Origin of the sequence: Pseudoalteromonas sp. MTN2-4 (assembly GCF_042848605.1) — a bacterium.
Lineage (GTDB): Bacteria > Pseudomonadota > Gammaproteobacteria > Enterobacterales > Alteromonadaceae > Pseudoalteromonas.
Genome location: NZ_BTGK01000002.1, coordinates 370,977 through 384,150, shown reverse-complemented (window position 1 = coordinate 384,150; position 13,174 = coordinate 370,977). Strand labels below are relative to the sequence as shown.

General features: G+C 41.8%; 10 protein-coding genes. 4 read left to right on the top strand and 6 right to left on the bottom strand.

Annotated features, from left to right (window positions below; genetic code table 11):
- Positions 1 to 20: 20 nt before the first annotated feature.
- Positions 21 to 371, bottom strand: a complete 351-nt coding sequence (locus ACGHEH_RS06685) for a hypothetical protein (RefSeq protein ID WP_390443173.1) — start codon at positions 369 to 371, stop codon at positions 21 to 23.
- Between the two features lie 241 nt (positions 372 to 612).
- On the opposite strand from ACGHEH_RS06685, the gene ACGHEH_RS06680 reads away from it, so the two are divergent.
- The 4 genes from ACGHEH_RS06680 to ACGHEH_RS06665 all read left to right on the top strand — a co-directional run bounded on the left by ACGHEH_RS06680 (position 613) and on the right by ACGHEH_RS06665 (position 4,692).
- Positions 613 to 1,359, top strand: a complete 747-nt coding sequence (locus ACGHEH_RS06680) for a helix-turn-helix domain-containing protein (protein WP_390443170.1) — start codon at positions 613 to 615, stop codon at positions 1,357 to 1,359.
- Between the two features lie 13 nt (positions 1,360 to 1,372).
- Positions 1,373 to 2,770, top strand: a complete 1,398-nt coding sequence (locus ACGHEH_RS06675) for an alpha/beta hydrolase (protein ID WP_390443168.1) — start codon at positions 1,373 to 1,375, stop codon at positions 2,768 to 2,770.
- 271 nt (positions 2,771 to 3,041) lie between these two features.
- Complete coding sequence (gene yiaA, locus ACGHEH_RS06670) at positions 3,042 to 3,488, top strand: inner membrane protein YiaA (RefSeq protein ID WP_390444155.1); 447 nt, start codon at positions 3,042 to 3,044, stop codon at positions 3,486 to 3,488.
- A gap of 190 nt (positions 3,489 to 3,678) precedes the next feature.
- Complete coding sequence (locus tag ACGHEH_RS06665) at positions 3,679 to 4,692, top strand: LacI family DNA-binding transcriptional regulator (protein WP_390443166.1); 1,014 nt, start codon at positions 3,679 to 3,681, stop codon at positions 4,690 to 4,692.
- Between the two features lie 49 nt (positions 4,693 to 4,741).
- On the opposite strand, the gene ACGHEH_RS06660 is transcribed toward ACGHEH_RS06665, so the two are convergent.
- From ACGHEH_RS06660 to ACGHEH_RS06640, 5 genes are all read right to left on the bottom strand, one after another.
- Entirely contained in the window at positions 4,742 to 5,416 is a 675-nt protein-coding gene (locus tag ACGHEH_RS06660) for a cytochrome-c peroxidase (protein WP_390443164.1), read from the bottom strand.
- The gene (locus ACGHEH_RS06655; protein ID WP_390443162.1) at positions 5,391 to 5,852 is read right to left on the bottom strand and encodes a cytochrome-c peroxidase; all 462 of its coding nucleotides are present in this window, start codon (positions 5,850 to 5,852) and stop codon (positions 5,391 to 5,393) included. The genes ACGHEH_RS06660 and ACGHEH_RS06655 overlap by 26 nt, the downstream gene beginning before the upstream one ends.
- Before the next feature lie 291 nt (positions 5,853 to 6,143).
- Positions 6,144 to 7,628, bottom strand: a complete 1,485-nt coding sequence (locus ACGHEH_RS06650) for an MFS transporter (RefSeq protein ID WP_390443160.1) — start codon at positions 7,626 to 7,628, stop codon at positions 6,144 to 6,146.
- Between the two features lie 216 nt (positions 7,629 to 7,844).
- Positions 7,845 to 11,999: a response regulator gene (locus tag ACGHEH_RS06645; protein WP_390443158.1), complete on the bottom strand. Its 4,155-nt coding sequence runs from the start codon at positions 11,997 to 11,999 to the stop codon at positions 7,845 to 7,847.
- 194 nt (positions 12,000 to 12,193) lie between these two features.
- Positions 12,194 to 13,174, bottom strand: a complete 981-nt coding sequence (locus tag ACGHEH_RS06640; RefSeq protein ID WP_390443156.1) for a glucokinase — start codon at positions 13,172 to 13,174, stop codon at positions 12,194 to 12,196.

Below are 13,174 nucleotides of genomic sequence, written 5' to 3'. Positions count from 1 at the left end.
ATTTGAGTTAAGTTGCTTAATTAGTCTTTCTTGTCTGACTTCTTCATTTGCTCTGCGGGTGAGCGGTCCACGGTAATGGTGATCTCGGTAATTTCGAGCGGTTCATGCTTATCGATTTTATGTTTGCCTGACGCAGCATCGATTAGTGACTCGCCAGCTGCTTGGCTTGCTGATGCTGTACTGCCAACAACTAATAAAGGTACTGCTACCACGCCGCTGGCTACTTGGGCACTGGCTGTTGTACTGTGTGCGCTAGCAAGTGCAGAGTGGCGGCTGCCTTTGCTGGCATGTTCAGACGCTGATTCTGCGTGTGATGCAAATGACGTCAATGCAATTAAACCTAATGTGAAAAGTTGAGAAATGCGTTTCATAGTGGTGTCCTTTAAAAATCAACATACTGTGTTTGTTTGCGTTGACTATAAGTTAGACCAGAGGATTAATTACGTAAACTCAGTTATTAGATGTAGCAATTTAAGAAACTCTAAGTATAGTAATCCTAAACTATCAGGCGTTTTACTCTGGCTATTTCAATTTTCTTGGTTGTTGGCGGTAATGACTCTCTTGTCATATATGCGCTTTTGAAAGCCATTGGGAATAAATTTAAGGAACACTATGAGTCAAATTTCGCAGGTGAGCGATACACTTAAAATGCTGCTTAAACAGCAAAAGCTAACGTACAAAGGCATTGCCGAAAAACTCGACATGAGTGAGGCTAATATCAAACGGATTTTTGCTCAGCAAAGCTTTACTTTGCAACGCTTAGAAGAGATCTGTCATTTATTGCAGATTAGCTTGTCTGATTTATTTACTATTACTGAGAAGCAACAAGACCAACTAACAGAGCTAACATTAGATCAAGAGCAAGAGCTTATTGATAACCCTAAGTTGCTACTGGTGGCGGTCTGTGTTCGTGATGCATGGCAGTTTGATGACATTATTGAGCAATATGATATCGACCAATTTGAGCTTATTCGCTTATTTGCGCGGCTCGATAAAATCAAGCTTATTCAACTACTACCAAACAACCACTATAAACTCCTCATAGCCCAAGATTTCAGGTGGATCAAAAACGGCCCATTAGAGCGATTTATGGAACAAGAAGTGTTGCATCGTTTTATGGCGAGCAAGTTTGATGAAGAAGATAGTTTTCGTTTTTATTTACGTGGTCGTTATTCAAATTCATCGATTGAGATCATTCAGCGTAAATTGAATCAGTTGACTAAAGAAGCTGCGATTTTAAACCAAGAAGATTCAGCTCTACCAATTTCGAAACGAAAACATATGGGGCTGCTGTTCGCGATGCGAGCATGGGAACCGACTTTATTCGAGCAGTTTCGACGCAATAAATCTCAAGATTAGAAGGACACTTTCCATGTCAGTTAATACTATTTTCAAAAAAGCGATGTTGAGTGCTTTCGTTTTATCTGCGAGTACTTTCTCTGTAAGTGCTTTCTCAGCCAATGTGTTCGCGGCCGAAACATCAAGTTCGCTTAACTGTGTGACGATTAATAATGACCTTGCGCAAATCGAAAAGTTTAAACAAGCAGGCACCTATCGATTTGCTAAAGGGGGTTTGCAGCGTATCAACTTCGATTTTGCATCAAACAAACCTTTTCAAGATTATTTGGTTGCAGCGCGTGTACATATTAATGCGCAAAACCCCAAAGCCAGTATGCCTTGCCCAATTACAACGCCAACCAGCAAACGCTTGTATGCAGACAAGTCTCTTCAGGTCGTAGATTTAATCACGCCGTTTGAAGTTAAAGCCGATAACGAAAAAGCCGCGGTATTACTGATTCATGGTTTAACTGATTCACCATATTTATTTCATGATTTAGCCAATTCATTTGTAGAGCAGGGTATATCGGTGCGTACTCTGTTATTACCTGGACATGGTACAGCCGCAGAAGCCTTGGTTGATATTGATCAAGCTGATTGGCGACAAGCGGCATCGTATGCCATTAAAAGCATGCTTAACGATTTCGATAACGTGTATTTGGGTGGCTTTTCAACAGGGGGGGCTTTGGTTGTTGATTACTTGAATCACAATACCTTGAACGAAAGTGAGCTGCAAAAACTTAAAGGGGTAATGCTGTGGTCGCCAGCCAGTGAAGCAAAAGCGGGTATGGCGTGGGCAGCGAAATACGTCAGTTGGTTTACCGACTATTTAGATGAAGCGGCTGATATCGACTTTGCTAAGTATGAATCGTTTCCTGCCAATGCGGGCGCACAAGTTCATGCGCTTATGAAGCGGATTGAACCGAAAAAGTTAAAAGGGCTGCGCAATATACCGTTTTTTGTGGTGGCGAGCGAAGTTGACCAAACCATCAACAGCGAAGCAACGGTAAACATACTGGCTCGCTGGCACGCACAAAACGGCGCAGCGCAAGCACTAGATAAGCTTGTGTATTACTATGCCAATAACGTTGAAGATCAACTTAATGCCTTACCTAACTCATTAAAAACCGTCACGACTTTTTCGTGTGAAGGGCAAGTGTATTGTAAGCGTGTGCTTGATATAGCACACACATCCCCAACAAATGCGCCGAGTAACCCGCATTATGGTTGGCAGGGCAGTTATCGTAATTGCGAGCATCTAACCGGAACTAAACTATTCGTCAGTTGTAAAACAGCCAATGCGGTTACTTTAGGTGAGCTTACAGAGGCGAACTTAGAAACGACCCCTAATTTGCAGCGCTTAACCTTTAACCCCTACTACGAGCAAATGCTTGAACAGATACAAGGGTTTATTAACAACACTTTGAAGTAATCATTTTCAGTGAGTATAAGGATTTTTCACTCAATGGATCCTGACCTTCGTCAGGATGACGGCGTTTAGAGATTTAATGTAAAAGTGCTCGTCACCCTGAACTTGTTTCAGGGGCCATATTTAATAAAACCTCAATAAAGTTTATTAAAACAATACTTTTAGTCCCCAAATACTAACCTTTGATAGTTTGGGTTTACTAAATTTGCTGTGTCTCTAATACTGAAGTCACTTACAAGACGTAACGAATTCAAGATTAATGGAGACACAGATGATGAATAAACAAGTACTTATAAACAAACCAAGCAAGGCATTTAGAATGGCATCCGTTGCTATGTTGGTAGCGGGTGTGGCGGCATTCTTAATTGGTTTAGCAAATGCCACCATGCAATTGAATGAAAAAGGCTACTACCTAGCTGTATTGTTATTTGGCCTGTTTTCATTCGTGTCTTTACAAAAGACCATTCGAGATAAAATGGAAGGTCAAACCATTTCAAAACCTTATTTTATGATGTGCTGGGTCGCTGCTGGATCTGCAATTGCACTGTTAACTGTGGGTCTAGTAAACGCAGAGTTATTACTGAGCGAAAAAGGCTTTTACGCCATGGCGTTTTTATTGAGTGGTTTTGCTGCTATTACAGTGCAAAAGAACGTAAGAGACGTGATGGCATTGGGTGATGATGAAGTGAGAGAAGAAATTGACCTTGAGTCTCAATCATAAATAAGCATTACTATTCTACAAAAGCGTGGGTTTACCACACGCTTTTGTTTGCCTGTATTTTGCGCGACTTAAAGTCTCGCCAACAACAAAGAGTCGGTTTTTACTTTACTAATCAATCCTGTGCTTTTAACTACACATAAAAGGTCTACTCAGGTATATTCTTAGATGAGTCTAACTACGAGTTTTGTCTGTGAAAAAAGCAACGTCTTTCGATATCGCTTACCTTGCTGGGGTGTCGCAATCAACGGTCTCGCGCGCTTTGCGTAATAGCCCTTTGGTGAACCAAGAAACCCGCGAAAAAGTGCAAAAAATTGCTAAAGAATTAAATTACAAAGTTGATAAAAACGCCAGTAATCTGCGTTCCCAACACAGTGATACGTTAGCCTTGTTGCTTTTTGAAGACCCAACCGATGATGGTTCAGCCATTAATCCTTTCTTTTTATCTATGCTGGGCAGCATTACCCGTGCCTGTGCAGATAGAGGCTATGATTTATTGGTTTCTTTTCAGCAAGCCAGTAATGACTGGCATGCAGACTTTGAAGATAGTAATAAAGCCGATGGCCTCATTTTGTTGGGTTATGGAGACTATGTCGATTTTGCTGAAAAACTCACAAAACTTTCTGCGCAAGGCACCCATTATGTACGCTGGGGTGTGGGTGAAGATCAACTCAAAGGCTCAGCAATTGGTTGTGACAACTTTGCTGGTGGCAAAGAAATAACACAACATGTACTGAATCAGGGTTGTAAAAAGTTGGCTTTCTTGGGTACAGCTTCAAGCCATGCGCCAGAGTTTTTCGACAGATATAAAGGCCACTGTGCTGCGCTAGAAGAGCACGCTATTAAGGCTGATGAGAAGCTGCAAATAAACGCTTTGTATACTGAAGAAGCGGGTTATGATGCTGCGAAAAAATTGCTCGACTCAGGCGTTGAGTTTGATGCAATTTGTGCAGCATGTGACTTGATTGCTGTAGGGGCAATGCGCGCGCTTAAAGAGCATGGTTTAAGCATCCCAGAAGATGTGGCAGTCGCTGGCTTTGATGATATTGCTGTTGCCAACTTTACCTCGCCACCGCTTTCTACGGTGAAACAAGATACTAAGCGTGCAGGTGAGTTATTGGTCGAAGCGCTGCTTGATATGATTGCAGGCAAGGCGGTAGAAAGCCGTTTGATAGAACCTCAGCTTATTGTTAGGCAGTCTTGTTAAAGAAGAAATAAGAATGTGGGCCTTTTTTCCCCACATTCACAACAAATGCTTATATATTCCCACCAGGCTTTAAGCCGCTAGGCACTGTCTGCGGGATACTCTTGTCAAAGCGATCATCACTCAAAGCATGAATAAAAGCCTCAATAGCATCTAGTGTTTCTGAATCTACATCATCAAAATTAAAGTTCGCCAGCTCTTCTGAGTTACCTGGGTTGGCAATGTCATCATAGAATAGAATTGCATCACGTAATGTGGCTTCTGTGCCTTTATGCATGTAGGGCGCTGTGAAAGAAAGGTTACGCAATGATGGTGTTCTAAAGCGTTTCTCATTTCCTTCATCAACAACCCCTAGTTGTACTAACTTGGCGTTTTCTTTTACAGGAAGTTGATGCAATTCAAAGTCAGAGAACATTGGACCACCATGACATTCTGCGCAACCAGCTTGAACAAAAGTATCCATACCGCGAATTAGTTGCTCGGTTAAGGCGTTTTCATCTCCGCGTGCATACAGGTCAAAAGGGCTGTCTGAGACGATTAAACTACGTTCAAAAGCGGCAATTGCTTGTGTGATACGAACGGCGTTTATAGTTTCATCGCCAAATGCATCATTAGAAAGGCTGCGATATTCGGCAATATTGATTAAACGTTCTGAAAGTACCTGCATAATCTCGTCTTCAGAAATAGTATCACCGCGCATTTCAACGTCTGATTGCAAAACGAGCAAAACTTTCTTCTAATGGGGTGGCTCGATTATCCCAAAACATTGGGCTGTTCAGTGGATTAACTGCCCCATCTTCATCCATACCATTGAAAGCTGCGTTTAGTATTGTTGGTGCATTGCGATGAATAAGCTTTCCGCTATGCCTATTTTCAGACAAGCCAGAGCCGCCGACACCTATGCTTAAGTCTATGTTTTCAGCGTAACCGTGATCTGGATGATGGCAGCTGGCGCAAGCAATATCTTTATACCCCGATAGAATAGTGTCCCAAAATAGTAGTTTACCTAATGTAACTTTTTCATCAGTCGTTGGATTATGTTCTGGTGAAGGGGGAATGCTTGGCAGACTGCCTATGTTGTTATCATCTTCAATGAAAACAGATGTGTCATTATTGCATGCGCTAAGGGCTATCAAGCTTGTAAGTAATAATAATTTTCTCATACACATTGTCCGCAGAAATACAGAGCTCACTGTTTTATTTAACAATTGAAACAGTGAACGGTTGGAGAAGTAGCAAAACATGGCTACAGAAAACTGTGCCATCGCTTCCGATTTATTGCCAAAAGCAGAGCAGTCTAAAAAGTGTCTAATGATTGGCTTTAGAGAGAATGTTGAGAGGTAGTCAATAAGGAGAGATATAAAAAAGCCGATTGAAGTTTGGCTTTAATCGGCTTTTCGCTTGGGATAACGTTAAATAAACTTTAACTTTTAAACGCTACTTTGATTCTCGTATTAAGCTGTTGCTTGCTTTGAATTGGTCTCAGTTGTTTCCGACCCATTTTCTTTTACAAAGTAAACAGCCAAGGCTGCGAGCAGCATTGCGCCGCCGGCCATCATCATGATGTAAATCGCTTGGTTCTCAAACACTGAGGTTAAAATCCAACCCGCAAACAAGCCAGATACAATTTGTGGCGCGGCAATGGTGAAGTTGAAAATACCCATATACACACCAGTTTGTTTCGGCGGTAAACTGCCAGCAAGAATGGCATAAGGCATGGCTAAGATTGCAGCCCACGCCATACCAACGCCAATCATAGAAATAAGTAACATCACAGCACCTTGTGGTACTTCGATTTCAGTGATCCCTAAGTTCACCATTGTCAGCGTACTGTCTTGCCAGAAAATGATACTGATATAGCCAATTGCGCCTGCTAGAAGTGAAATAGAATAAGTCAGCTTACGACCTATTTGATTAGCGACTTTTGCCATAAATAATGATGCGATAGCAGCAAAAACAGAGTATGCAGCAAACATAATGCCGACCCAGTCACCTGCAGTACCCTTAGCCTGTGCAATATGTGCAGGTACTTGGCCAACTTGAGATAAGTAATCAGGATCAAACCATTTTGCATCCACACCCCAGATATGTTGAGTGATGGCTGGCATGGTGTAAACCCACATAATGAATAACGCAAACCATGAGAAAAACTGCACAATAGCAAGACGCTTCATGGTCTCAGGCATGGTTTTCATTAGCCCAAAGAAACCAGCAAGACGCTCACCCAGTGGCAGCTTTTCGGCTTCTTGGTTTAGTTCTGGCAGCCCATTTTCGCCAGGCGCGTATTCTTTAGTACGCAGAACAGTCCAAAGCACTGAACCTAACATCACTGTTGCACCGATATAGAATGCCCAAATCACAGAAGGGGCGACTTCGCCTTTATCTGCAACGTTTTCTAGCCCAATCACATTGGTCAGTAAGAAAGGTAGAATCGACCCAAATACTGCACCGATATTGATAAGGAAAGACTGAATTGAATAACCTAGGTTGCGTTGGTCTTCAGAGACCATATCAGACACAAGCGCACGGAATGGCTGGAAAGCTAGGTTAAATGCGGCATCCATCAATGCCAGCATCATGGCACCAAATAAGAGCGGTGTCATAAAGGTGGCAATGTTTGAAGAGTTTGGCATCAGTAACATACCAAATGCAGCGGCAATACCACCGGCTAAAATATAAGGGTTACGTCGTCCTAAACGATTCCATGTTTTATCTGACGCTGAACCAACAATGGGCTGAATGATTAAGCCCATTACAGGGGCTACTAGCCAAAAAAGAGAAAGAGAATGAAGGTCTGCGCCAAGGTCTGAAAGAATTCGACTGGCATTGGCATTTTGTAAGGCAAAGCCAAACTGTACGCCTAAGAAACCAAAACTGACATTCCAGATCTGCCAGAAGCTCAATTTTGGCTTGGTGTTTTGTGTTTGTTGTCTGGTCATAAAGCGACTCTTATTGTGAATTTATACCAATATTTATACAGATGATTTTGACCAATTAGTATTCACTTATTAGTCAGTTTAAACCGTAAAAAAATGGCATTTAATATGGCATTCAATCAATACTACCGAGTATATGGAACAACCACCATGTTATGCATACGTATTCAGCATTGTGTAAAACACTAGATTAAGTGATCGTTAAGAGAAGTAGGCTGCTTATTTTAACGACCACTCTTTTAGCTTTTCAATGATTTGGGCTTCAACAATCGGCTTTGTAATATAGTCACTCATGCCCGCATCAAGGCACTTTTGTTTGTCACCCTGCATCGCATTTGCGGTCATAGCAATAATAGGAATGGCGATATTGCTATCGCCTGCTTCACCTAGACGAATGGCTTGAGTTGCTTGATAACCGTCCATTTCAGGCATTTGGCAGTCCATTAAAATTAAGGTAAATGGTTGGGACTCGTTTGATGCAGAGAGCTTTTCGATAGCTTGTAAGCCGTTCTCCGCTACCTCTGTTTTTATACCAATATTACTCAATACTTTTAATGCTACCAGTTGGTTAACTTTGTTATCTTCTACCAGTAATAGATGGACATTGGTGGCCCAATCAGACTCTGGATGAGGTGTAGTTGGGGCTTGTTTAACACTGAGTGCCTGTAAATTACTCGCTTCAAGCTGTTGGCGAAGTTCGGCACTCGCTATTGCGAGGGACTTTAGTAAGGCGGCTTGGGTAATTGGTTTGTAAAAATAGGCATTAACCCCCAGTTCGATAATTTGTGTTTGGGTATATTGCTCGTTGAGCCTGCCCATCATGACGAGTTTCGTTTCACTAAAACGGGTTGTAGTTCTAAGTTGTTTCGCAAATGACTCACCTTGCATACAGGGCAAATACTTATCAAATAGCACAATATCGAAAGCTGCTGTACTTTGCTTATCTAGTGTTTTTAATGTGTTTAGTGCGGCTTCACCGCTAACGCAATCCGCAACTTCTACCCCCCAGGCATCAAGTTGTTTCTTCAGTGCAAAGCGACTTGAACTATTGGCGTCGACGAGCAACAGCTTCAATGCAAGGTGCCTGAGATCGAACTGCTCTGTGGTTGATTGATTTTGACTCGTTACAAGGCAAGTGATAGTAAAACAGCTTCCAACACCGACTTCACTGGTGACACCAATATCACCGCCTAACAACTGACATAAGCGCTTTGTAATACTAAGACCAAGGCCCGTACCACCGTACTTTCTGGTTGTGGATGCATCAACCTGGCTAAATGCATCAAAGAGTGAGATGAGTTTATCGTTAGGTATACCAATGCCTGTATCGCGAATTTGACAGTTTAACTCAAAGGCACCTGGCGAGTCTGTTGCTAGCAGTTTTGCTGCAATAACAATTTCGCCATGCTCGGTAAATTTAATGGCATTACTAAGTATGTTTGTCAGGATTTGCCTGATCCGACCCGGATCAGACTGTATTGCCGTGGTTTTTAGCTCAGTTAAATCGAGCACAATCTCAACACCTTTACTTTGCGCGCTGAGTGACATGGATTCGGCAAGTAATTCAATCAACTCCCTGATATCAAATTCAATATTTTCTAATTCGAGTTTATCAGCTTCGATTTTTGAAAAGTCTAGAATGTCATTGATTAAAGTCAGCAGCGAATTAGCACTGGTTCTAGCGATATCAACCGTGTGTGCTTGCTCAGAGCTTAGCTCAGCGGCTTTAAGGAGATTCAACATACCAATCACACCATTCATGGGTGTTCTGATCTCGTGACTCATATTGGCTAAAAATTCAGATTTCAATTGCGTAGCTTCTTTTGCCTTCTCGAGCGCAGCAGCCAGCTCTTTGGCTTGAGATTCCAGTGACGCCGTTTTCTCAGAGACTTGTTGCTCAAGTTTAGTCACAAATTGTTTTTGTCTTGTTATTTCAACTTTTTGCAGGCGTGTTCTTAAATAAATTGCACTGAAAATTAGGGTCAGTAATATCAAGACATAAATACAATAAGCCCACCAAGTTTGCCAAAGCGGTGGCGATACATGCAGGTTTACGGTGAGCATGTTCTTGCTCCATTCGCCGTTACTGTTAGTCGCTTTGACCATAAACCTATAATCACCGCCATCTAAATTGGTGAACGAGGCAATGTTACGATTGCCGATCTCAATCCATTTATCGTCATAGCCCTCTAACTTGTATGCGTACTGGTTTTTGTTGGGTGAAATAAAGTCTAAAACTGCAAACTCGAAAGAAAATACATAATCTAGATAAGACAGGTTGATGTCAGTGACAAAAGAGTAAGGCATATCTAACTGTACAGGCTGCCCCATCACGTTAAACCCAGTTAATATTAAGTTTGGGTCAGCTTGGTTGCTGGTCAAAGAAGTTGAGCTAAAGTACTCAATACCGCGCTGACTACTGGTAAAGAAGGTGTTATTACTGCCTTTCACAAGGCTATTTGGGTAATAATTCAAGCCTAACAAGCCATCTTGGCTGTCAAAGTTTTTAATGGTGTCGTTTTTGGGTGAATATTTAGAAACCCCTTTGTTTGTGGTCAGCCATAGATAGCCTTCAGCGTCATCGGCGATGGCTCTAATTAAATTGGTGGGTAGTCCATCTTCTTTTTTTATATGTTTGAAGTTTTGCGCATCAGGTTGGTAAAGGTTTAGTCCCTTTTGCGTGGCAACCCATATCTCGCCACTTTGTGTTTGGTGTATGTCTTGGACTATACTGCCAAGCAAGCTATCAGGGTTGTAACGGTTATTTTTAAAGGGCATGAAGAACTGCATATCTTCTTGCCATAAGTTCGCACCATCGCCTGTGCCTACCCACATATTACCTTTATCGTCTCTAAATATTTCTAGTACCTCGGGGTGGGTAAGGCCATAAGTTGAATCTAGGTGTGTGAACTTTCGTTGTTGTGGGTCATAGGTATAAACCCCGTTTTTGTATGTACCTATCCAAATTTTGCCTAATGTGTCGGCACTTAGAGCGCGGATCTCTCTAAACTCTTTGTGACCTGGATCGTTTTTGGGGTAGGTGATTAACTCGATATTTCTCGTAACAAGATCAAACGTTGCCAACCCATCATCTTGCGCAATCCAGAGTAAATTATCGTCAGATAAATAAAGCACAGGTCTCTCTAGCAAGCGGTTGTTGTTAAAGCCATTTTCCTCATTAAAAATAGCATTTGAGAGCTTTTCAAGTTTTTGAGAGTCAACTTGCCATTTGAATAATTCGGAATTGGATGTCGCGATTAGTAAGTCACCGTTTGTATTCCTTAAAATACCATTTGGTGCCACAAGCTCTGGGTTTTGAATTGATTTAAATTTTCGGTGAGGCACCAGCTTGTAAATACCTTGTACTTCATTGGTGATCCAAAGCGTTCTGCCACTGTCTTCGAAAATAATGCGTAAGCCGTTATTGTGCTCTAATTCGAGTTGCTTGATTTCATCATCGGCAGGGTCGAGCCTAAACACGCCTTTGCTGGTGACAAACCAAATAAATCCCTCTTGGTCTTCAATCATAGAGTTAACTTGGCCTAAGCTCTCATTATTAATGAGACCTAATTGCGTAAATTGTTTAGTGTCTTGGCTGAATTTAAAAGGACCTTGTTGCGTGCCAATATAAATTTGGTCGCTGCGAGTTTTGAGTATATGGCGAATCTCGTTCGCACCTGTTGGGGTATGGTTAGTTGGATCTGGAAAAAAATACTTAAAAGTTAAATTCTTTTTGTCGAATAAGTTTAAACCGAAGCTGGTGGCAATCCAGAGCGCATCTTTGTCATTATTTTCAATATCCCAAATTCGATTATGGCTTAAGCCTGAGGCTTTCTCTGTGGCTATCTTTACATGTGAAAATTTGTTTTCACCTAGATATAGATTTAATCCTTGATCGTAAGAGCCAAGCCATATTGAGCCGTCTTCATCGTGATGCAGTGATTGAATGCGGTTCGCTGAAATAGAGTCGCTGCGTTTTGGGTCATGTAAATAGGTGTCGAATCTACCAGTCGCAGGGTTATATTTATTAGCCCCGCCGCCCCAAGTACCAATCCAAATATTCCCGTTTCTATCTAGCATTAGATTGCCTGCATCATTATGCGATAGGCCATTTTCACTCATGCTGTCAAATTCGAATAGTGTGACCTTGCGACCGTCATAACGCATTACGCCATTTTCTGCGGTGCCAAACCAAATCAGCCCTTGTTTATCTTGAATGATGGAGTAGATTTCAGATGATACAAACCCTTCTTCGGCAGTGAGCTTTTTTATCGAATATTCATTAGTTAGCAGTGGGATCTGCGCATAGCTGTTGCTTGAAATAATAAGTAGTAAGACGAAAACAGCATGCGCGAATTTAAATAGTTTATCCATAAAAGGCTTTTGATATTTTTAGAGGCAGCTAGGTTAATTTAAGCCTAGTTTAAAAAAGGGACTATTTCTAATTAAATTTAGCAGGTTTTTTAGTTATTTAGCAGAATGTGGAAGGGGTAAAAAAGTATAACATTTGATAAATACTTAAGCGAAAAGCTAAGTAAGAGCTCTACTTAGCTTTTCGTTGTTAGCTGCTAGCTTTGCATCGCATAAGCTGCAGCACCCAGTAGGCCCGGTTGGCTTTCTGTGATCACATAAGTCGGCGCTTGACGCGGAATGTGTGATAAACGACCTTTATTTTCAAAGCGCTCTCTAAATGCCGTTGATTTTAAGAAATCAACAAAGCGCGGCACTATGCCTCCGGCGATATAGACTCCGCCGACACTGTTGCATGTTAGCGCCAAATTGCCTGCAAAGGCGCCGAGTACACGACAAAACACATTGAGTGCTAGATTGCAGTATTCACAGTCATTGTTTAAACCGCGCTCTGATACTTGCTGTGCCGAGAGTTTTTCGGTGTTTGGGTTTTGTTTAATGGCAGAAATAGCTTGATAAACCTGTTCTAAACCATAACCCGATAGCAATTGCTCGTAAGAAACTCGCTGCTTAATCTTGTTTAAGAAACGCAAAATTTCGATTTCGAGCTCTCCAACAGGGGCATAATCAACATGACCGCCTTCGCCACTGACACAATGCCATTTGTCACCTACAGGAATAAGATTCGCAACACCTAACCCTGTACCTGGACCACACACTGAAATAGGTTTATCAGCAACGGCTTCACCATCACCGATTTTCACTTTTTGTGCATCACTCAAGAGTGGAATAGCCATGGCAATGGCAGTGTAATCATTAATCAGCGTTAAAGACTCAAGCTTTAATGTCTCTTTTAATGCCGATTGAGAAAACTGCCAAGGCAGGTTTGTCATCGAAATCAAATCATCATCCACCGGACATGCAATGGCTAAACAAGCGCTTAAGCGATTGTCTTCTAATTGCTGCTCGCTGATATACAGCTTTAATACTTCGGCAAGACCGGCATAATCAGCACATTTATAGGTGCTGATATTGCGGAAATAGCCGTCGGCTTGCTCGTCGACAATCGCAAGACGAATATTGGTGCCGCCAATGTCGGCGATAATACGGGTTAAAGACTCAGACTGTTGTGTTGTCAT